Annotated in this window: 20 protein-coding genes and 1 pseudogene; 7 read left to right on the forward strand and 14 right to left on the reverse strand. The window is 67.6% G+C overall.

Translation table 11 applies throughout. From position 1 onward, the window contains the following. The coding region (locus AZG88_RS52285; protein WP_231914380.1) for a thioesterase domain-containing protein at window positions 1-1,014 on the forward strand (1,014 nt) is incomplete at its 5' end. Between the two features lie 60 nt (window positions 1,015-1,074). Further along, window positions 1,075-1,224 (forward strand): annotated as a pseudogene (locus AZG88_RS54715) (MCE family protein); the annotation flags it as partial. Between the two features lie 127 nt (window positions 1,225-1,351). Here the strand turns inward: AZG88_RS54715 and AZG88_RS41040 are convergent. Further along, window positions 1,352-1,975 (reverse strand): maleylpyruvate isomerase family mycothiol-dependent enzyme, encoded by a 624-nt coding sequence (locus AZG88_RS41040; protein WP_005240691.1) that lies wholly within the window; start codon window positions 1,973-1,975, stop codon window positions 1,352-1,354. A 105-nt stretch (window positions 1,976-2,080) separates the two neighbouring features. After that, window positions 2,081-2,536 carry an SRPBCC family protein gene (locus AZG88_RS41045; protein WP_005240690.1) on the reverse strand — a complete coding sequence of 152 codons (456 nt, stop codon included), beginning with the start codon at window positions 2,534-2,536 and terminating at the stop codon, window positions 2,081-2,083. A gap of 218 nt (window positions 2,537-2,754) precedes the next feature. On the opposite strand from AZG88_RS41045, the gene AZG88_RS41050 reads away from it, so the two are divergent. Then, window positions 2,755-3,555 (forward strand): class I SAM-dependent methyltransferase, encoded by an 801-nt coding sequence (locus AZG88_RS41050; protein WP_061700987.1) that lies wholly within the window; start codon window positions 2,755-2,757, stop codon window positions 3,553-3,555. 290 nt (window positions 3,556-3,845) lie between these two features. On the opposite strand, the gene AZG88_RS41055 is transcribed toward AZG88_RS41050, so the two are convergent. After that, the gene (locus AZG88_RS41055) at window positions 3,846-5,147 is read right to left on the reverse strand and encodes an MFS transporter (RefSeq protein WP_061700988.1); all 1,302 of its coding nucleotides are present in this window, start codon (window positions 5,145-5,147) and stop codon (window positions 3,846-3,848) included. A gap of 11 nt (window positions 5,148-5,158) precedes the next feature. Here AZG88_RS41055 and AZG88_RS41060 point away from each other — a divergent pair, with 11 nt between their 5' ends. The 3 genes from AZG88_RS41060 to AZG88_RS41070 are packed head-to-tail and all read left to right on the forward strand — an operon-like array spanning window position 5,159 to window position 7,285. Further along, complete coding sequence (locus AZG88_RS41060; protein ID WP_005240686.1) at window positions 5,159-6,073, forward strand: LysR family transcriptional regulator; 915 nt, start codon at window positions 5,159-5,161, stop codon at window positions 6,071-6,073. Then, window positions 6,070-6,831 carry a 2-phosphosulfolactate phosphatase gene (locus tag AZG88_RS41065; RefSeq protein WP_005240685.1) on the forward strand — a complete coding sequence of 254 codons (762 nt, stop codon included), beginning with the start codon at window positions 6,070-6,072 and terminating at the stop codon, window positions 6,829-6,831. Before AZG88_RS41060 ends, AZG88_RS41065 begins: the two co-directional genes overlap by 4 nt. 10 nt (window positions 6,832-6,841) lie before the next feature. Further along, window positions 6,842-7,285: a protein-tyrosine phosphatase family protein gene (locus AZG88_RS41070; RefSeq protein WP_005240684.1), complete on the forward strand. Its 444-nt coding sequence runs from the start codon at window positions 6,842-6,844 to the stop codon at window positions 7,283-7,285. Between the two features lie 85 nt (window positions 7,286-7,370). Here the strand turns inward: AZG88_RS41070 and AZG88_RS41075 are convergent, their stop codons facing one another. From AZG88_RS41075 to AZG88_RS41085, 3 genes are all read right to left on the reverse strand, one after another. Next, on the reverse strand, window positions 7,371-9,644 hold the full coding sequence (locus AZG88_RS41075) for a polyribonucleotide nucleotidyltransferase (protein WP_005240683.1): 2,274 nt from the start codon (window positions 9,642-9,644) through the stop codon (window positions 7,371-7,373). A 312-nt stretch (window positions 9,645-9,956) separates the two neighbouring features. After that, window positions 9,957-10,226 carry a 30S ribosomal protein S15 gene (gene rpsO, locus AZG88_RS41080; protein WP_005240682.1) on the reverse strand — a complete coding sequence of 90 codons (270 nt, stop codon included), beginning with the start codon at window positions 10,224-10,226 and terminating at the stop codon, window positions 9,957-9,959. Between the two features lie 110 nt (window positions 10,227-10,336). Further along, a complete protein-coding gene (locus AZG88_RS41085; RefSeq protein ID WP_025432373.1) occupies window positions 10,337-11,311 on the reverse strand; it encodes a bifunctional riboflavin kinase/FAD synthetase in 975 nt (324 codons plus the stop codon). Window positions 11,312-11,487: 176 nt separating this feature from the next. Here AZG88_RS41085 and AZG88_RS41090 point away from each other — a divergent pair, with 176 nt between their 5' ends. Continuing rightward, window positions 11,488-12,201 (forward strand): metal-dependent transcriptional regulator, encoded by a 714-nt coding sequence (locus AZG88_RS41090; RefSeq protein ID WP_005261420.1) that lies wholly within the window; start codon window positions 11,488-11,490, stop codon window positions 12,199-12,201. A 4-nt stretch (window positions 12,202-12,205) separates the two neighbouring features. Here the strand turns inward: AZG88_RS41090 and truB are convergent, their stop codons facing one another. The 8 genes from truB to infB form a co-directional block, all read right to left on the reverse strand. Further along, window positions 12,206-13,123: a tRNA pseudouridine(55) synthase TruB gene (gene truB / locus AZG88_RS41095; RefSeq protein ID WP_061700989.1), complete on the reverse strand. Its 918-nt coding sequence runs from the start codon at window positions 13,121-13,123 to the stop codon at window positions 12,206-12,208. 38 nt (window positions 13,124-13,161) lie between these two features. Further along, complete coding sequence (npt, locus tag AZG88_RS41100; protein WP_025432372.1) at window positions 13,162-13,845, reverse strand: 4'-phosphopantetheinyl transferase Npt; 684 nt, start codon at window positions 13,843-13,845, stop codon at window positions 13,162-13,164. After that, on the reverse strand, window positions 13,842-14,771 hold the full coding sequence (locus AZG88_RS41105) for a metallophosphoesterase family protein (protein WP_025432371.1): 930 nt from the start codon (window positions 14,769-14,771) through the stop codon (window positions 13,842-13,844). Before AZG88_RS41105 ends, npt begins: the two co-directional genes overlap by 4 nt. 1 nt (window position 14,772) lies before the next feature. Next, window positions 14,773-16,161 (reverse strand): MATE family efflux transporter, encoded by a 1,389-nt coding sequence (locus tag AZG88_RS41110; RefSeq protein ID WP_005240677.1) that lies wholly within the window; start codon window positions 16,159-16,161, stop codon window positions 14,773-14,775. A 12-nt stretch (window positions 16,162-16,173) separates the two neighbouring features. Next, complete coding sequence (locus tag AZG88_RS41115) at window positions 16,174-17,175, reverse strand: DHH family phosphoesterase (RefSeq protein WP_025432370.1); 1,002 nt, start codon at window positions 17,173-17,175, stop codon at window positions 16,174-16,176. An 11-nt stretch (window positions 17,176-17,186) separates the two neighbouring features. Then, entirely contained in the window at window positions 17,187-17,675 is a 489-nt protein-coding gene (rbfA, locus tag AZG88_RS41120) for a 30S ribosome-binding factor RbfA (protein ID WP_005240675.1), read from the reverse strand. Window positions 17,676-17,790: 115 nt separating this feature from the next. Continuing rightward, a complete protein-coding gene (locus AZG88_RS41125) occupies window positions 17,791-18,081 on the reverse strand; it encodes a DUF503 domain-containing protein (RefSeq protein WP_005240674.1) in 291 nt (96 codons plus the stop codon). A gap of 101 nt (window positions 18,082-18,182) precedes the next feature. Continuing rightward, a complete protein-coding gene (infB, locus tag AZG88_RS51125; RefSeq protein WP_080702687.1) occupies window positions 18,183-21,113 on the reverse strand; it encodes a translation initiation factor IF-2 in 2,931 nt (976 codons plus the stop codon). Window positions 21,114-21,176 lie beyond the last annotated feature (63 nt).

The raw sequence follows: 21,176 nt of genomic DNA on the forward strand, positions 1-21,176 counted from the left end.
CTCGGCGTCGACCGCGTCGGACTCGACGACGACTTCTTCACCCTGGGCGGCAACTCGCTGCTCGCCATCCAGGTCAGTGCGCGGCTGCGCGAGGCTCTCGACGTCGAGATACAAGTGGCATGGCTCTTCACTGGAGCCACGGTGGAAGCGATCGCCAGTAGAGTCGAGTCGGTCTCCGACGGGTCGACACCTATTGTGCCGACCGGGCCTTCGGCATTCGACGTCCTGTTCCCGATCACATCAGCTGGAGATTCCGACCCAATCTTTTGCATACACCCGGCTAGCGGATTGGCCTGGTGCTACGCAGGTTTGGGTCGATACACCGAACCGAGACGGCGAATCTACGGGCTGCAATCCCCCGAACTCGTCGAAGACGACCCGCATCCCCGTTCGATCGAACAGTTGGCGGAGCACTACGTCCGGGAGATCCAGGCCGTGCAACCAGATGGGCCATATCACCTGCTCGGCTGGTCCTTGGGCGGAGTTATTGCCCACGCCGTAGCCACACGACTTCGCCTTCTCGGGAAGCAGGTCTCGATGCTGGCGATGCTGGACAGCCGGTTCGGCGAAGCGGAATCGACTGTAAACCAGGAATTCACTGTTGAAGACATCCTGGTCGAGCTAGCCGATCTGTTTGGATTCGGTGCCGAAGACTTCGATGCCGCGGGGGGATCCATGTCGGCTGAACAAGCGACCGAACTGATTCATCTGCGAACCGGAGCATTCGAGTTTCTCCAGCCATCACACGTGAAGCGGATCGTCGAATCCTTCAACGACGCGCCACGGTTGGTCGCCGAGTACCACCCCGCCGTGTTCGACGGAAACATGCTTTTCTTCGCCGCCGCAGCTGGCGAGATGACCCAGGAAGTTGCCGAAAGTTGCTGGCAACCATATATAACTGGTTCAATCGACTATTATCCCATCGATGCCACGCATATTCGTATGACCACGCCGCGAGCGTTGGCGGACATTGCACGAGTTCTCAACACCTACCTCGTCGACGCTGTCAGTTAGCGGCGCCTCCCTGTGCCAAACGAACTACTCGATGGTGCAACGACCGCATGAAATCGCCATCTCGCGATCCAGCCGGACAAGGCGCAGCTGATTCCGTCCACCGCGACGGCGCGGTTGCTGCCCGAGACGCTTTTCGGCGAACGCTATGTGTCGCTGATCGTTCCCGAGGGCGACACGGCTCCGCCGATCCAGGCCGGCGACCCGAGCCGCGCCTGCTCGACAATCGCGGACCGGCTTGCTACGAGGACGTCACCGGCGTCCCCGCTCAGGTCCCGGGATACGGAGCCCAGATCACGCCCGCAAGTGGACCGTCGCCCGGTTTCCGGACGGTGGATCGTCAGATCGCCGCCGCGAGGACCTCCACTCCCGGTCCGTCGAGGTCGTCGAGCGCCACTCTCCGACCGGAGACGGCCAGGAGAAGCGAAAGGGCGGTGCCGCTCACCTCGGGGCCGTCGCCGATCGACACGTCGGCGTCCGCTGCCGTCAGCCGGACACGGGACACAAGCTCTTTTGCGCCGCCGAAGGACGCCGGGGTGCGCGTCTGGAGGCGGAGCGATCTGTCGACGGCCTCCGCCGGGTAGGCGCGGGTGAGTCTCAAGGGCCGACGGATGTCCTCACCGTGGACGATCTCCTCGACGAGCCTGCTGTCGAGGGGTGCCGGAGGCGTCGACGTGCGCGACGCCGCCCGACGAAGCCGCTCCAATGTCTCCTGCGGTGAGGCGCCACGCTCGCGTTCCGCGCCGCGCGCGTTCTGGCGGTCGAAGTCGAATCGCGCCCGGGCGAGGCCGAGCATGAAACCGAGGCGCGTCGTCCGAGCCGTGTCGACCAGGTGTGCAACCACGTCGTGCACGGTCCACTCGCCACAGAGCGAGGGCTCGTCCCACCGCGCGGCGTCGAGATACCCGAGGTCGTCGATCAGCGCCGCACGCTCCGCGTGCACCATCGACCAGACATCTTCCACAGCTCGCTCCTTCGGTCGGCCACATCGTATGCAAGGTAAGACTCGTCGAGACACGGAAACTCATCGCTGCCCGAGGAACGACCGAATGAGAGCCGACCCACATGGTCAGCTGTCGATGGTGAGCAGGTCTGCGAGGTTGTCCAGGCTTGCTCGCACCGTGCGTGAGTACGCCTTCGCGACTATCGGGTCAGCCAGCTTGCCGAAGATCCCTCCGAGGCCACTTTCGCTGTCGGTCCGATAGGTGAACAGGGTGCCGCCGTCGACTTCCTCGAGCCTTGTCGTCGCGGTGAAGGCGATCTTGCTCTCCACCGACCTGGACGCAGCCACCTTCAACGGCTCGTACTCGACGAATTCGGTGACCCAGTCGAGCCGCCTACCCAGAATGCGGGTTACCCCGCGCCACCGGGTGCCCACCCCGAGTTCCCCGTCGGTGAGCTGCTCGCATTCAACGGTGGACGCCTCCCACGACGGCCAGTTCTCCGCAACGGTGACAAAACTCCACACTTCCGACGCAGGACGGGCAATGACGACGGACTGCTCGACAACCGGCATGGTGATCATCCCTTTGGTGGTGGCTGGATCGGATTCGACCGACCTCGTCACGCTCCTCAGGCGATGTAGGGCCAGAAGACTGGAGACCGGTCTGTTTGATCTTCCTCTCTGTGCGGGCTCGCTGTCACTGATGGTTAGCGCATCAAAGCGCTGGTAGACGGTGCGATAAGCCCACGAATCGCCGATAGAACTGGATCGATCTGCAAAGGAGCAGAGATGATCGAATCATGACAACGGATCGCCGTACGCTTCGGAACACCTTCGAGTTGGCCGCCGAGAAGTACCACGCCGCTCGGCCCAGCTATCCGTCAGCGCTCTACGACGAACTCGTCCTCACGTCCGGACTGCGCCCAGGCGACTCGCTACTGGAGATCGGAGGAGGTACGGGCAAGGCCACCGTCGAGCTCGCGCGGCGGGGCTTCACCATCACGTCGATCGAACTCGGGCATGACCTGGCAGCGATCGCGCGTGAGAATGTAGCGCCGTTCCCTCACGCCGAGGTGGTCTGCGACGATTTCGAGCAATGGAGGCCTGCGCCAGGCGTGACCTACGACCTCGTGTTCGCGGCAACCTCCTGGCACTGGATCGATCCCTCGACGCGATACATCAAGGCGGCCAGCCTCATTCGCCCCGAAGGACATCTGGCTTTCTGGGGTGCACAACACGTGTTCCCGGAAGGTGGGGACCCGATCTTTCGTGACATCCAGCCCGTCTACGAGGAGATCGGCGAAGGTCTCCCAGATGCCGCGACGTGGCCGCGCCCGGGTGAACTCGCCGATCATCGGGCCGAAATGTGGGAGTGCGGGCTCTTCGACAATGTCGTGGTCCGTCACTTCGACTGGGAAGTCAGCTACGACGTGGACGGCTACCTCGACCTTCTCGACACCTTCTCCGGTCACATCGCCATGGCGAAGTGGCAACGGGAACGGCTCTACGGCGAGATTCGTCGCCGAATCGCCGAGCGGCCCGATCACCGCATCCGGCGGCACTTCGGCGCGGTCCTGCACATTGCCCGCCGTCGCAGCTGATCTTCACGCATTTCGCGCCAGACGGCCGACGACCCGACCGACTCTCCGGTCAAGCCCGGGGCGCATCACAGGCTTCGGTGTGGCCGTCCAACGCACATAGGCGAAGGCGGCTTGGTTCCGCACCTCCGAAGAGTGCGACTGCCAACCCCAGAACACCTCCACTGCCGGCCAGCACCGCACCGAGTAGGAACATTCCACTCATCAGACCCTCCCCTCTGTCCTGTCCCCATTACAGCAGGCCCCCACCCGGACACGGGCTCCGGCCTGCCGGACAGATCCCAACTCCCGCTTCAGCAGGACTCGACGGCGACGACGCGACGGGCGGTTGTCGACGGGAGGAGCGCGAGGACGAGGGCCAGCGCCGTCAGCACGAGGACCAGGACGGCCACGTAGAGCCATTGTCCGCTCGCCCAGGCGATTCCTCCGACCCAGCCGAACAGGCTGGATCCGGCGTAGTAGGAGACGTTGTACAGCGCCGTTGCCTGTGCGCGACCCGTTTTCGCGTGGGCGCCGACCATGCCGGATGCGACGGCATGGCCGACGAAGAGCCCGGCGGTGATCGCGGCCACGCCGAGGAGGATCAGGACCAGCGGTCCGGCGACGCTGAGCACCGTCCCGCCTGCCATGAACGTGCAGGCCAGCACGAGCACGGTTCGGTGACCGAGCCGGCCCACCAACCAGCCGGCGGCGCGAGAACCCGCCGTACCCGCCAAATAGGCGAGAAAGATCAGCGAGACCACTGTCGGCGCGAGGTGGTACGGAGCGGCCTCGAGGCGGAAGGGGAGGTAGTTGAAGACGGCCACCATGCCACCGACGAGTAGCGCGCCGATGCCGAACAATCCCAGCAGGCGGGTATCCCGCAGGTGGATGGCAAGGATCCCTGCGGACGGGACGAGCGCTTTCCGGCCCCGCCCGGTGGGTAGCAGCACGATCAGGATGGTCATCAGGATCGCCAGACCGACGCCGAGGATCGCCAGTGCCGGGCGCCACCCGAGGTGATCGGCGACCGGGACGACCAGAAGGCGACCACTCAAACCACCCAAAGATGTTGCTGCCACGTAGGAACCGGCCAATGCTGCGGCCCGGGCCGGCGCCGCGACCTCGTGGAGCAGTGTCATCGCCAGCGCTGGTAGTCCACCGAGCGCCACGCCTTGGACGAATCGTCCCGCCACCAGCGCGTCGAACGTCGGGAGCCAGGGGACGGCCACGGCGAGCAGGCCCGCCGTTGCCGCCGCGTACCGCATCGCGGTGGGGCGCCCCACTCGATCCGAGAACCGGGCCCACGGCAGAACCGACAACGCCAGCCCGAGCGTGGCCGCGGAGACCAGAAGGGAAGCCTGAGCCGGGCTCACAGAGGCGTCGTGCCCGATTTGCGTGAGGAGGCCTTGAGGCGCGTACATCAGGGCAAAGGTCGCCACGCCGGCACACCACAGGGCCGCCGAGAGTCGGCGGTCCGGATTTCCCGTCGGCAGCGTGTTCTGCAGGGCAGCCGCTGCGTGGGTGTCCTTCTCCGTGAGGTGGGTGGCCGACATGCAGTCGACGGTAGATCCGAAGAACTGATGAATCCAATGCAGATCAATCCACCGACTCATACAGTTGAGTTATGAATAGCGAGTCCGTCAAGGCGCTGTTGCCGCATCTTCCCGTGCTCGTCGCCCTCGGCGAAGTCGAACACGTCACTGTCGCTGCCGCGATGCTCGGGATGCCCCAGCCCACGGTCAGCCGGATAGTCCGCCGACTCGAAAGGCAACTCGACATCCCGCTCCTGGAACCGGACGGCCGCGGCGTGCGCCTGACCGATGCCGGGCGGACACTGGTGCCCTACGCGCAACGCGCACTCGAAGCGGTGGTAGACGGCCTCGACGCCGTGCAGTCCGAAGACCGACAGGCGCGGGCCACCGTCCGCGTCGCCTTTCAGATGTCGCTCGGCGAGCACCTCGTGCCCGAGTTGATTCGCACCGTCCGCGCGACGGATCCGACGATCCGGTTCGTCCTCAGCCAGGGAGCGCGCCGCACGTGCCTGGACACCCTCCTCAACCGTGAGGCCGACATCGCGCTCGCCTCCCGTCTCACCCCACCGCCCGAGGGCCTGACGGTCACGCCGCTGTTCGAACAGCCGCTCGTCGTCCTGGTGCCCTCCGAGCACCCGCGGGCCGCATCGACCTCGACGACGATCCGTGACCTCGCCTCCGAGCCGATCGTCACTCTCAAGCCCGGCTACGGGCTCCGGGGATCGCTCGACGACCTGTTCGCCCGGGCCGGTGCCCTACCCACGATCGCGTTCGAAGGAGAGGACCTGCACACCGTGCACGGCCTGGTCGCATCCGGCTTGGGCGTGGGCATCGTGCCGGCCACGGATACTCCCCCACCCGGGTGCGCGCAGATTCGCCTCGACGATCCCCGAGCCTTCCGCGACATCGGTGCCGCGCGCCTACCCGGTCCCCCGAGCGTCGCGGTCACCACGGTCATCGCTGCCCTCATAACGCTCACCTCGACGGAGAGCGGGGAGACCCCGTGAACCGCGAACATCTCCAACACGATTACGGCCTCCGTTTCGACTGGGGCCTGCCGGGGGCGAAAGCCGTCGGCGCCGACGCCGACGTCGCGGTCGTAGTGGACGTCCTGTCGTTCACCACCACACTCACCGTTGCGGTCGACGCCGGCATCGACGTCCTGCCCTACCGGTGGAACGACGATTCCGCGGAACGCTACGCCCGTGATTCGGACGCGGTCCTCGCCGTCGGACGCAGCCGGGCAGCGAACGGGCAGATCAGCTTGTCGCCGAATACGATTCGACGGACCGCGGCGCCGCGCAGGTTGGTGCTTCCCTCGCCGAACGGATCGACCATCAGCTTCGAACTCGGCGCCGGAACCGGCGTGTGCGTCGGGGCGTCCCTACGGAATGCGACCGCTGTTGCAGACTGGATCGCCCGGCACTGCACGTCGACGTCGGTGGTGTCGGTGATCGCCGCCGGGGAGAAATGGCCGGGCGGCGAACTCCGGCCGGCGATCGAGGATCTGTGGGGCGCGGGCGCCGTGCTGTCCGCCCTGTCGGCGACCGGGTGGGGCACAGACTCTTCGCCGGAAGCCCTGGCGGCCATGACCGCTTGGCAGGGCGTAGCAGAGACCCTCCCGCAGTCCCTCGCGGCGTGTGCGTCGGGACGGGAGTTGCGTGCCTCGGGATACCCGGAGGACGTCGCAATCGCCGCCGAGGTGGACCGGAGCACCGCAGTCCCGGTCCTCGACGATCGGGTCTTCCGAACGGCTTCGCAATAAAGTGGGCGCCATGTTCGATACCTGGGACGCCGACGCGCCTGGAGTCCTCCGCCTGCCGTCCGGGCGCCTGGTTCGCGGCCGGGGGCTGAGGCGACCGCTCCCCGAGGGTCCCCTCCCCGATTTCGCCGTATACCTGCTGGGGCGAACGCCGCCGCCGGTGCAGTGGGACTCACGGTGGGTCCGCTGGCCCGATTTCGCGTTGCCGCGGGACCGCGACGACACCCTCGATGCGCTCGGTGAGGTGTGGCGCCGCGCCGCGACGGAGCGGGTGGAGGTGGCGTGCCGGGGCGGTCACGGCCGGACGGGCACAGCCCTCGCCTGCATTGCCGTGCTCGACGGGATCCCGGCGCGGGACGCCGTCGCGTACGTCCGGCAGCACTACCACCGTCACGCGGTCGAGACACTGTGGCAGCGTCGGTATGTCGGACGGTTCACCGCGGCACCGACCTCCTGACGCGCGCACCGGCACCGGACACGAACACGCCGACGGCCCCGCACGAGATCCGTGCGGGGCCGCCGGCGTGATGGCCGGGAGAAGACTACTTCTCGGCAGCCGCCTCTTCGCTCTGCTCGGCCGGAGCCGCAGCGCCGTCTTCTTCGACGGGGATCAGCGAGATCTTGCCACGGTTGTCGATGTCGGCGATCTCGACACGCAACTTCGAGCCGACGCTCACGACGTCCTCGACCTTGGCAATGCGCTTACCGCTGCCCAGCTTCGAGATGTGCACCAATCCGTCGCGGCCGGGGAGGAGCGACACGAACGCACCGAAGGCGGTGGTCTTGACGACCGTGCCCAGGAAGCGCTCGCCGACCTTCGGAAGCTGCGGGTTGGCGATGGCGTTGATCATGTCGATCGCGGCCTGCGCGGACGGGCCGTCCGTCGCACCGACGAACACGGTGCCGTCATCTTCGATGGAGATGTTGGCGCCGGTCTGCTCGGTGATGGAGTTGATCATCTTGCCCTTGGGGCCGATGACCTCACCGATCTTGTCGACCGGGACCTTGATGGCCGTGACGCGCGGGGCGAACGGGCTCATCTCGTCGGGGGTGTCGATGGCCTCGGCCATGACCTCGAGGATCGTCGCACGCGCGTCCTTGGCCTGCGACAGCGCGCCGGCGAGGACCTTGGACGGGATGCCGTCGAGCTTCGTGTCGAGCTGCAGGGCCGTGACGAAGTCCTTCGTGCCCGCGACCTTGAAGTCCATGTCGCCGAACGCGTCCTCGGCACCGAGGATGTCGGTGAGCGCGACGTAGCGGGTCTCACCGTCGACCTGGTCGGAGACCAGGCCCATGGCGATGCCCGCGACCGGAGCCTTCAGCGGCACACCGGCGTTGAGCAGTGCGAGCGTCGACGCGCACACGGAGCCCATCGAGGTGGAGCCGTTGGAGCTGAGAGCCTCCGAGACCTGGCGGATGGCGTACGGGAATTCCTCGACGCTGGGCAGCACGGGCATGAGTGCCCGCTCCGCCAGCGCGCCGTGACCGATCTCGCGGCGCTTCGGCGAACCGACGCGTCCCGTCTCACCGGTGGAGTACGGCGGGAAGTTGTAGTGATGCATGTACCGCTTGGTCGTCTCGGGTCCGAGCGAATCGACCTGCTGCGCCATCTTCACCATGTCGAGGGTGGTGACACCCAAGATCTGGGTCTCGCCGCGCTCGAACAGAGCGGAACCGTGTGCACGCGGAACGATGGCGACCTCAGCCGACAGCGAACGGATGTCCGTGATGCCACGGCCGTCGATGCGGAACTGGTCGCGCAGGATGCGCTGACGGACCAGCTTCTTCGTCAGCGAGCGGAACGCCGCGCCCAGTTCCTTCTCGCGACCCTCGAAGTTCGGGGCGACCTGCTCGAGGACCTCGACCTTGACCTCGTCGGTCTTGTCGTCGCGTTCCTGCTTGCCCGCGATGGTCAGTGCCGCGCTGAGCTTCTCCGCTGCGGCGGCCTCGACGGCTGCGAACACGTCGTCCTGGTACGCCGGGAAGACGGGGAAGTCACCGGTCGGCTTGGAGGCCTTGGCCGCGAGCTGCTGCTGCGCGGTGCAGAGGCGGGCGATGAACGGCTTGGCGGCCTCGAGGCCCTCGGCCACGATCGCCTCGGTGGGAGCCTGTGCGCCACCGTCGATCAGGGAGATCACGTTGTCGGTGGCCTCGGCCTCGACCATCATGATCGCGACGTCGGCGTCGTCACCGCTGCCGGAGACGATGCGGCCCGCGACGACCATGTCGAAGACGGCGTTCTCGAGCTGCTCGACGGTGGGGAATGCAACCCACTGGCCGGCCTTGTTCTCGTCCGACGTGATGAGCGCGACGCGCACACCGCCGACGGGTCCGGAGAACGGCAATCCCGCGATCTGGGTGGAGGCGGACGCCGCGTTGATCGCGACCACGTCGTACAGGTCCTGCGGGTTCAGGCTCATCACCGTGACGACGACCTGGATCTCGTTGCGCAGACCGTCGACGAACGACGGGCGCAGCGGGCGGTCGATCAGGCGGCAGGTCAGGATCGCGTCCGTGGAGGGACGGCCCTCACGACGGAAGAACGAGCCGGGGATACGGCCCGCCGCGTACATGCGCTCCTCGACGTCCACCGTCAGGGGGAAGAAGTCGAAGTGCTCCTTGGGGTGCTTGCTGGCGCTCGTCGCGGACAGCAGCATCGTCTCGTCGTCCAGGTAGGCGACGACGGCGCCGGCGGCCTGCTGCGCGAGGCGACCGGTCTCGAAACGAATGGTGCGGGTTCCGAAGGACCCGTTGTCGATCACGGCGGTGGATTCGAACACGCCCTCATCGACCTCTACTGCGGAATTCTCTGTCATCTCTTCTTTTCACTTCCCTCTCGTCTTCGCCGTACCCGCGGGGGCGTTCTCACCCTCCTGGCGAGAACTGCGCACCTGAGGGACATCCCCCTCTCGAGTTCTCGGGATGTCGCTGTGCGGAGGCGGCCGTCGATCGAAGTCCCCCGGACCGTGTCCGGAAGACCACTACCGAAGACCGACACCACATTCTCGGGTGCATACGGTAGTGCTGCCCTCGGCAGCTAACGCCGATAGCCAGCGAGGCCCAGTCTAAGCAAGGCCCCGCCGGCTACCGGAGTGATTTGCGATCGAAATGACCGCTGTGTGCGAAACTCAGCGACGCAGGCCGAGACGCTCGATCAGCGAGCGGTAACGCTCGATGTCGACCTTCTGGACGTACTTGAGCAGACGACGACGGCGTCCGACCAGCAGCAGGAGGCCGCGGCGGGAGTGGTGGTCGTGCTTGTGCATCTTGAGGTGTTCGGTGAGATCGACGATGCGCTTGGTGAGCATGGCCACCTGCGCCTCCGGCGAACCGGTGTCGGTCTCGTGCAGGCCGTACTCGCTCAGAACCTGCTTCTTCTCTTCGGTGGTCAATGCCACTGGTTCACTCCTGGTGATGACGTTCGCGTGCAAGGATCGAAACTCGGCGCGGCCGCCGCGAACCGCAGCGCACGCCAGCGGTCTACTTTACCAGCTGAAATTGGACGGCTTTACCGCACGTCCTCCGACGCCGCCAGGATCGCGCGCGCACGCTCGGCGTCCTTGCCCATCGCGACGATCAGGTCGTCGACCGAATCGAATTTTTCCATCCCGCGGAGGCGCTCCACCAGATCGACGGCCACGTGCTGGCCGTACAGGTCGGCTTCCCGGTCCAGGACGAAGGCCTCCACGGTGCGCGTCCGCCCGGAGAACGTGGGATTGGTGCCCACCGAGACGGCCGCCATGTACCGCTCGCCGGAGGTGACCGTGCCCAGGTCGACTCCGTGTCCGAGCACGGTGAACCAGGCGGCGTACACGCCGTCCGCGGGAATCGCGGCATACATGGGCGGCGCGACGTTCGCGGTCGGATAGCCGAGCTGCCGTCCACGACCGTCGCCGTGGACGACGACACCCTCGACGCGGTGCGGGCGGCCGAGGGCCTCCGTCGCGGCGGCCATGTCGCCGGCGTCCACGCATGAACGGATGTAGGTGGACGAGAACGTGACCGCGTGCTCTGCGAGCAACGTCACACCGTCGACCGCGAACCCGAACCGGTCGCCGATCTGACGCAGCAGGTCGACGTTGCCTGCAGCCTTCTTGCCGAACGTGAAGTTCTCTCCGACGACGACATCCGCCACGTGCAGACGCTCCACGAGGATCTCGTGGGCGTACCGCTCCGGCGTCAGCTTCATGAATTCGGCGGTGAACGGCATGACGCAGAACACGTCGATGCCCAGCTCCTCCGCGAGCTCAGCCCTGCGGGCGAGCGTCGTGAGCTGGGCGGGATGACTGCCCGGACGAACCACTTCCATCGGATGAGGATCGAAAGTCATGAGCACGCTGGGTATTCCACGCGTGCGGGCAGCCGCCACCGCTCGACTGATCAGTTGGGCGTGACCTCGGTGCACGCCATCGAATACGCCGATCGTGAGAACACAACGACCCCAGTCGGCAGGAACCTCGTCGAGACCACGCCATCTCAGCACGAGTGGCAGCCTACGGTGCCGCGCGCCGATGTTCATCTCCGGACCGGGTGTCCGGCCGCCCCGCGCGCCGGGGAAGCGCCACGACCTCGCGGTTCGCGGTCGCCCGGGCCGTCCCCCGGCGACGGATCAGGTGTGTCGATGTGTCTCGCCGGTAAGACTTGCCTAAGCTCGTTGGCGTGGCCGTGAACAAGAATGACCAGAGCGTGACCGAGGATTCGACCTCCGAGACCGGGGCTCTCTCGGCAGTGGCGCAGGACTACCTCAAGGTCATCTGGACCGTTCAGGAGTGGTCGCAGGAGCGGGTGTCCACGAAATTGCTCTCCGAGAAGATCGGGGTCTCGGCGTCCACCGTGTCCGAGGCCATCCGGAAACTGTCCGACCAGGGTCTCGTCGATCACGCCCGGTACGGGTCCATCGCCCTCACCGAGGCGGGGCGCGTCGCCGCCGTCGGAATGGTCCGCAGGCACCGCCTCATCGAGACGTATCTGGTGCACGAACTGGGGTACGGCTGGGACGAGGTGCACGACGAGGCGGAGGTACTCGAACACGCCGTCTCGGATCTGATGATCTCCCGGATGGACGCCAAGCTCGGCCATCCCGAACGCGATCCGCACGGCGATCCGATTCCCGCGGTCGACGGCTCGGTGCCCACTCCCCCGGCACGACAGCTCAGCGACTTCGTCAACGGCGAGAGCGGCCGCATCGCCCGGATCTCGGACTCCGACCCGGCGATGCTGCGGTACTTCGACTCGGTCGGTGTGGCACTGGACGTCACGGTCACCGTGCTGGAGCGACGCGACTACGCCGGCACCGTGTCGATCCGGCTCGGCGCCCACGACGACTCCATCGAGCTCGGAAACCCCGCAGCCCAGGCCATCTGGCTGGTGTGAACCGCTACCTCAGGGTCGCGGGGCGGACCACCATCACCGAGCTGGCCCGCCGTCCACGTTCCTGGAGCAGCGCGATCGTGTGCCCGCTCGGATCGATGGCGGCGTAGACGCCCTTGATTCCGATCGGCTCGAGCCACCGCCCCTGACTGATCGATTCGGCCTCGTCCGCGTCGATCTGCCGGTGCGGGAACGCGGTCTGCGCGGCGGCGTCGATGTCGAGACTGACCCCCGGCTCCTCGGCCAGCTGCTCCAGCGTGCGCGCGTGCTCGAGCGTGAACGGTCCCACCCGGGTCCGTCGCAGCGAGGTGAGATGCCCGCCGACGCCGATCAGCGCGATCCCCAGATCACGCGCGAGCGCCCGGACATAGGTGCCGGAGGAACACTCCACCTCGACGTCGAGGTCGACGAACGTGCCCTCGGTTCGCCTCGCGACGACCTCGAACCGAGACACCGTGACCGAGCGGGCAGCGAGTTCGAACTCCTCGCCCGCACGGATCAGGGCGTGCGCGCGCCGGCCGTCGACCTTGATGGCGCTGACGCTCGACGGGATCTGCTGGATGTCTCCGGTGAGGGTGCGCACCTGCGCGGCGATCTCCTCGTCCGTCACGCCGGACGCATCGGCCGACGCGACGACCTCACCCTCGGCGTCGTCGGTGGTGGTGGCCTGACCCAGCCGGATCGTGGCCGTGTACGCCTTGGTGGTCAGCGCGAGGAGCCCCAGCAGCTTCGTCGCCCGCTCCACACCGAGCACCAGCACCCCGGTGGCCATCGGGTCGAGAGTGCCCGCGTGCCCGACCTTCCGGGTGCCGAGCAGCTTGCGGCACCGGGCCACCACGTCGTGGCTGGTGACGCCCGCGTCCTTGTCGACGATGAGCAGTCCGGCGCCGACGAGACCGGAAGAGGGTTTTTCACGTGCAGACACGAGGCCCGATTCTGCCAGCCGTCCTCACCGCACCGAAATCAGTGCACCGCAATGGCGGTGATGATCAGGCCGTCGGACACCATCCACCGTCCGTCGAACGACGCCAGCGGTGGACCGTCGACGGTCTCGCCGGAGATCAGGAGATCCGAGTGGAACGTGCCCGTGCCGTCTCCGGACGCCTCGAACGTGATGTGCGCGTCCTCGAACCCGAGCCACCGGGCCGTGAGCGGGAACCACGCCTTATAGGTGGCCTCCTTGGCACAGAACAGCAGCCTGTCCCGGTGCACCGGACCGCCGGTGGCGGAGCGCCACTGCCCGGAGTCCGCCGTGCCCGACAGCCAGTCGCGTTCGGCGGGCAGGCTCACCGCGTCCAGCACGCCGTCGGGCAGCGCCTCGTGCGGTTCGGCGTCGATCCCCACGGACCGCACCTGCATGGCGTAGCCGAGCACCGCGCCGCGGTAACCGTCGCAGTGGGTGAGGCTCCCGACCACGCCGCGCGGCCACACGGGGGAACCCTTGTCGCCCCGCAGAACAGGGGCCTGGTCCACGCCCAGCTTCGTCATCGCCAGGCGGGCGCAGTGCCGTGCGGTGGTGAATTCGCGGCGCCGCTTCTCCACGGCCCTGCCGATCAGCGCCTCCTCCTGCGGGTGCGGCCGCAGGCCAGGCGGATCCTCGAACAGTTCCGACGACACCACTCCGGCAGGCAGAATTCTCTCGATCACAGGGCCCCCCTCGCCCGCATCTTCTCCACTTCGGCTTCCTGTTCGGGAGTGACCTTGAAGTGGCCTCCCCACTTGTTCAGGGTTCCCGGCGGGTACTCCGGCACCGGGAGGATCTGCCGCAGGAGGCGGTCCGGGAGTCCTCGCCGCTGCCACTCCCGCGGGTAGCCCAGCGACACCTCTTCGAACCGCACCCCGTCGTAGTAGGTGGTCCGCGGAATGTGCAGATGCCCGTACACGGCGCAGACGGCGTTGTACCGGGTGTGCCAGTCCGCGGTCAGTTCGGTGCCGCACCACAAGGAGAACTCCGGGTACCACAGCACCTGCGTCGGTTGGCGCACCAACGGGAAGTGGTTGATCAGGACGGTGCGGGTTCCGGCGGGCAGGGCGTCCAACCGGGCCTTCGTCGTCTCGACGCGGTTGCGACACCAGGCATCCCGGGTTCCGTACGGTTCACTCGACAGCAGGAACTCGTCCGTGGCCACCACGTTCTTCTCGCGCGCGATCGCGAGACCTTCCTCCTTGGTGGTGGCGCCGTCGGGGAGGAACGTGTAGTCGTACAGCAGGAACATCGGGACCAGCGTGATCGGGCCGTCCTCGGCCTCCCATACCGGGAACGGGTCCTCGGGGGTGATGACGCCGATCTCGCGGCACATGGTGACCAGGTAGTCGTAGCGGGCGGCGCCGTGGATCTGCACCGGATCCTTCGCCGTCGTCCACAGTTCGTGGTTGCCGGGAACCCAGATGACCTCGGCGAAACGACTGCGCAGGAGTTTCAGCGCCCACCGGATGTCGTCGGTCTTCTCCGAGACGTCGCCCGCGACGATCAGCCAGTCTTCGGGCGAGTCGGGATAGATGTCCTCGGTGATCGGGCGGTTTCCCCGGTGCCCCACGTGGACGTCGCTCACCGCCATCAGTTTGGGTGCCACGTCAACCACCTTTCCGATCGTGTTCCGCCGCGGGATCGCTGTCCGATCCGTGCCGTGTCTGCAGGTCGGCCCCGACCACTGCCCAGCGGCCCGTTCCGACGCGCCACACGACCGCGAGCATCCGAAGAATTATGAACACCGTGAGTCCCGTCCAGATTCCCGCCAGGCCCCAGTCGCGCAGCATCGACAGCCAGATCAGTGGGAGAAATCCGACCAACGCGCAGGACAGCGTGGCATTCCGGAGGAAGGCGACGTCGCCGGCCCCGAGCAGTACTCCGTCGAGGGCGAACACCACTCCGGCGACCGGCATGATCGCGACGAAGAACCACCAGGCCACCGCCATCTCGTCGAGCACGGCCTGATCGGAGGTGAACAGTTCGGGGATCACCCCGTGGCCGAGGGCGAAGATCAGGGCGAGCCCTGTGGCGAAGATCGTGGACCATCGGGTGATGCGCCACGACAGCCGCGTGGCGCCCTTTGCATGTCCGGCGCCCAGCGCGGCACCGACCAGCGCCTGTGCGGCGATCGCCAGGGAGTCGAGGGTGAGGGCGACGAGGTTCCACAGCTGCAGCACCACCTGGTGGGCGGCGACCGCGGCGGCGCCGAACCGGGACGCCACGGCGGCGGCCGAGAGGAAGCATGCCTGGAAGGCCAGGCTCCGCAGGATCAGGTCCCGGCCGAGCACCATCTGAGCGCGCATGACGTGCCACCGCGGACGCAGCGGCACCCGCTCGACCACCAGCGCTCCGATGAACAGGCTCGCGGACACCGCCTGCCCGATCACGTTCGCGACCGCCGATCCCTCGAGTTCCAGCCGCGGCGCACCCCACAATCCGTGCACCAGAACCGGGCAGGCCACGGCCGACACGACGAGACCGGCGATCACGAAACGCAGCGGTCGCACCGTGTTCTGCACACCGCGCATCCACCCGTTGCCCGCCATCGCGACGAGGATCAGCGGGGCCCCGAACACCGCGATCCGCAGCCAGCTCGCGGCGGCCGCCGCGATGTCGGAGCCGCCGGCGATCGCCGACGTGACCGGCCGCGCGAACAGGTGGGCCAGTGCGATCACGAGCGCGCCGATGCCCAGTGCCAGCCACGTGGCCTGCACGCCCTCCCGGACTGCGCCGCGCTCGTCGCCGGCCCCGTGCATGCGGGACGCGCGCGCCGTCGTGCCGTAGGACAGGAACGTCAGCTGCGTGCTGACCTGGGCGAGGATGAGACCGCCGACGGCGAGGCCCGCGAGCGCCAAAGCGCCCAGCCGACCGACAACCGCGATGTCGAAGAGCAGATAGATCGGTTCGGCAGCGAGGACACCGAGCGCGGGCAGCGCCAGCCCGAACACCGTCCGGGCGGTCGCGTCGCCCGTGACTTCCGAGACTTCAGCCAACGAATTCGGACCTCAGCCGAGCGATTCGACGAGCGAGGTCACGATCTCGTCCGCAGAGTTCTCGGCCGTGTAGCCGGCGGCGAACCGATGACCGCCTCCGCCGAGATACCCGGCGACGACGGACACGTCCACGTCGGACTTCGACCGCAGCGATACCGACCAGGTGCCGTCCACGGCCTCCTTGAGGACTGCGGCGACCTCGGCCTCGGACGTCGTCCGGACGATGTCGATGACGCTTTCGATCTCCTCCGAGCGGAGGTCTCCGACGTAGGCCTGCCGGATGACGGCGTAGACCAGTCCACGCCCTCCCGCTGCGTCGGGGACGAGGGTCGCCGACCCGAGCACCGAGGACAGCATGGGCAACCAGCCGAACGGGTGGGTGTCGAGCAGGCGCCGCGCGATGCGGGCACCGTCGATCCCGGTGGCGAGCAACCTCTCGGCGAGCGTGTGGGTGCCGGGCTGCACCCACCGGAACGAACCGGTGTCGGTCACGAGTCCCGCGTACAGGCAGTGTGCGAGGTCGGCGTCGATATCCACACCCCACAGGTCGAACATCTGCGCCACGACCGCGGTCGTCGACTCCGCGGACTCGTCGATCAGGTTCATGCGACCGAAGCGGGTGTTGGACCGGTGGTGGTCGATGACGAGGGTCTCCCCCGCGTGCGCGAGCCGGTCGGCGAGCTTCCCGAGCCGCCCGGCGCTGCCGCAGTCGACGGTCACGAGCAGATCGACGTTGCGGCGCACCTGATCCGCAGGCACCAGCAGGTGGGTGCCCGGCAGTTCACGCATCGACTCCGGCAGTTCGTCGGGCGCGGCGAACGCGACCTGCACCGGAATTCCCTTGCGCTCGAGCACCAACGCCAGGGCGAGTCCACTGCCGATCGTGTCGGCATCGGGTTGGACGTGACACAGAACCGTCACCGACGTCGCGTTCTCGAGAACAGCGACCGCCTGCGGCAGGAACACCTCGTGACGATCGAGATCAGACAGGGACGTCTCCTGAGTGTGGGTCATATCGGTTCGTGTCAGTCCGCCTGGCGGGAACCGGAGGGCTCGTCGACTTCGGCGTCGTCCGCGTCCTCGGCTCGGGGCTCCTTGTACGGGTCGGGGTCGCCGGCCGGGGACGCACCGGCCGCGACACGCGCGACCTCGTCGTCGGCGGCGCGAGCGCGGGCGAGGAGTTCCTCCATGTGCCGTGCCGTGTCGGGGACCGTGTCCGCGACGAACGTGAGCGTCGGAGTAAACCGGACTCCGGTGCCTGCACCCACCTTCGAGCGCAGAACGCCCTTCGCCTTCTCGAGCCCTGCGGCTGCGGAGGCGAGGTCCGGTTCGGACTCGAGGTCGGCGCCCATCACGGTGTAGTACACGGTGGCGTCGTGGAGGTCGGCCGTCACCTTGGTATCGGTGATCGTGACGAACGCCAGGCGAGGGTCCTTGATTTCGTGGTCGATCGCTGTCGCGACGATCGTGCCGATGCGCTTGGCGAGTTTGCGTGCCCGGGCGGGATCCACCATGACAATCAGACTCCTCTCCCTGGCCGCTGGATAAGTTGTGAAGTTGCGTGTGTAGCTGTAGTTCATTCTGCACGCCGGGCCGCAGATGCGGCGGGGCGGGCAGGGGCACTCCGAGTCAGTCCTCGGGGCCGAAAATCCTTCGCCGGACCGCAAGGAGTTGCAGTTCCGGCAGCTCGGCGACGTGCCGTTCGCACGTGTCGAGTACCTCGTGTACGTGATCGACCGCCGAACTCGCCATCGTGACGCCGAGCATCGACCGGCGATACCGATCCTGTTCTCCGGTCTCCGCCGCCGAGACGCCGTAGCGTCGCAGTTCCGCCAGAACCGGTTTGACCATTGCACGCTTCTCTTTCAGAGATCGCACGTCACCGAGCAAGATGTCGAGCTCGAGCGCACCGACGTACAAACTTTCCTCCTTCGGGGAGACGTGCGCTCCCCCGGCCGATCGAGTCGGCCGGAGAAGCGCACGCCGGATGACGCTGCTGCGTCACCCCAAACGGATGGCGACTAGTCGCGCGGCTTTTCCCGAAGCTCGTAGGCCTCGATGACGTCACCGACCTTGATGTCGGAGTAGGTGAGCGTCAAACCGCACTCGTAACCCTCGCGTACCTCGACAGCGTCCTCCTTCTCCCGCTTCAGCGAGGAGATGGTGACGGTCTCGGCGACAACCGTGTTGTCACGCAGCAGCCGGGCCTTCGCATTGCGACGGATGGTACCCGAGGTGACGAGGCAACCGGCAATGTTGCCGACCTTGGACGAACGGAACATCGCGCGGATCTCCGCCTTGCCCAGCTCGACCTCTTCGTAGATCGGCTTGAGCATGCCCTTGAGAGCCTTCTCGACCTCGTCGATGGCCTGGTAGATCACCGAGTAGTACCGGATGTCGACGCCCTCGCGGTTCGCCAACTCGGTCGCCTTGCCCTCGGCGCGAACGTTGAACCCGATGATGATCGCGTTCGACGCAGCGGCCAGGTTGACGTTGGTCTCGGTGACGCCACCGACACCACGGTCGATGACCCGCAACTGCACCTCGTCGTCGATCTCGATGCCGTGCAGGGCCTCTTCCAAGGCCTCCACGGTTCCCGAGTTGTCGCCCTTGAGGATGAGGTTGAGCTGCGACGTCTCCTTGAGAGCCGAATCCAGGTCCTCGAGGCTGATGCGCTTGCGGCTCTTCGCGGCCAGAGCATTGCGCTTACGCGCATTGCGCCGGTCGGCGATCTGACGGGCGATACGGTCCTCGTCGACCACGAGCAGGTTGTCGCCTGCACCGGGGACCGACGTGAAGCCGACCACCTGGACGGGACGTGACGGCAGGGCCTCGAGCACGTCGTCGCCGTGCTCGTCGACCATGCGGCGCACACGTCCGTATGCGTCGCCGGCCACGATCGAGTCGCCGACCCGCAGCGTTCCGCGCTGGATGAGCACGGTCGCGACGGGGCCGCGTCCACGGTCGAGGTGTGCCTCGATGGCGACACCCTGAGCGTCCATGTCCGGGTTGGCCCGCAGGTCCAGGGCAGCGTCCGCCGTCAACAGCACGGCTTCGAGCAGTGCGTCGATGTTGGTGCCCTGCTTCGCCGAGATGTCGACGAACATGGTGTCTCCGCCGTATTCCTCGGCGACCAGTCCGTACTCGGTGAGCTGCTGCCGGATCTTGTCCGGGTTCGCGCCTTCCTTGTCGATCTTGTTCACCGCGACCACGATCGGCACGTCGGCCGCCTGGGCGTGGTTGATCGCTTCCACCGTCTGCGGCATGACGCCGTCGTCGGCGGCGACGACCAGGATCGCGAGGTCGGTGGCCTTGGCACCACGGGCACGCATGGCCGTGAAGGCCTCGTGACCGGGGGTGTCGATGAACGTCACGAGACGCTCGTTGCCGTCGAGCTCGGTCAGCACCTGGTAGGCACCGATGTGCTGCGTGATGCCGCCGGCCTCGCCCTCGCGGACGTTGGCCTTACGGATCGTGTCGAGCAGTCGGGTCTTACCGTGGTCGACGTGGCCCATGACGGTGACCACCGGCGGACGGGACTCGAGGTCCTCTTCGCCACCTTCGTCTTCGCCGTAGGTGAGGTCGAAGCTGTCGAGCAGCTCGCGGTCCTCGTCCTCCGGGCTGACGACCTGGACGACGTAGTTCATCTCGCCGCCGAGCAGTTCCAGCGTCTCGTCGTTGACCGACTGGGTCGCCGTCACCATCTCGCCGAGGTTGAACAGTGCCTGCACCAACGCTGCGGGGTTCGCGTCGATCTTCTCCGCGAAGTCCGACAGTGATGCACCGCGGGCGAGGCGAATGGTCTCGCCGTTGCCACGGGGCAACCGCACGCCGCCGACGGCGGGCGCCTGCATCGAATCGTATTCCTGGCGCTTCTGACGCTTCGACTTGCGACCACGACGCGGGGCACCACCGGGACGACCGAAGGCACCTGCTGCCGCACCGCGCTGACCGGGGCGTCCACCGCCACCGGGGCGACCGCGGAAACCACCTGCGGGTGCTCCGCCACCGGGCGCACCTGCGCCGGCACCGGGGGCTCCGCCACCGCGGTATCCACCACCGCCGCCGCCACCGGGACGACCGCCGGGGGCTCCGCCGGGACGGCCCGGACGACCGCCGGGAGCGGGACGTGCCGAACGAGCGGGCATCGCGCCCGGGTTCGGGCGAGGAGGCATCGATCCGGGGCTGGGACGGGGTCCGCCCTGACCGGGAGCCGGACGGGGACCGCCCTGACCCGGTGCCGGACGAGGTCCACCCTGACCGGGAGCCGGACGAGGTCCACCCTGACCCGGTGCCGGACGAGGTCCACCCTGACCGGGAGCCGGACGGGGTGCACCCGGACGCGGTGCGCCGGGAGCGGGGCGGGGCGCCGGACGCTCGGCGGGAGCCGAGGAGTACGGGTTGTTACCGACACGCGGGGGCTTCGGGCCGGGACGGGGTCCGCCGGGCTTGGCGCCCGTGGACGGAGCCGCGGGGGCACTGGCAGCCGGGGCGGCCGGGGCTGCGGGTGCGGCCGGAGCCGGGGCAGCCGGGGTGGGGCGACCGGGCTTGGGAGCATTGGTCGCCGGTGCAGCCGGGGTGGCTGCGCTTGCTGCGGGTGCGGCCGGAGCCGGGGCCTGCGCCTCGGGGGTGGCCGCAGGGGCTGCCGCTACGGGTGCGGCCGGGGCCGGAGCCGGGGCTGCCGGCTTCGGGCCGGGACGGGGACCGCCCGGCTTCGCTGCGGTCGCCGGGGTGCTCGGCGCGGGCGCGCCGGGCTTGGCAGCCGGACGGGCTGCGGAATCGGCGGATTTCGCCGACGGGAAGGATTCCCGCAGACGCCTGGCGACGGGCGCCTCCACCGTGGAGGACGCCGACTTCACGAACTCGCCCTGCTCCTTGAGCGTTGCGAGTAATTCTTTACTTGTGACACCGAGTTCTTTAGCCAACTCGTGCACGCGGGCCTTGCCTGCCACTGCTCTCCTCACTGATGAGGTCGAGCAGGAGGCTCCCCTGAGAGGGGCCCGCACGACCTCGGG

It is taken from the genome of Rhodococcus sp. LB1 (assembly GCF_001583455.1).
Classification (GTDB): Bacteria; Actinomycetota; Actinomycetes; order Mycobacteriales; family Mycobacteriaceae; genus Rhodococcus_F; species Rhodococcus_F opacus.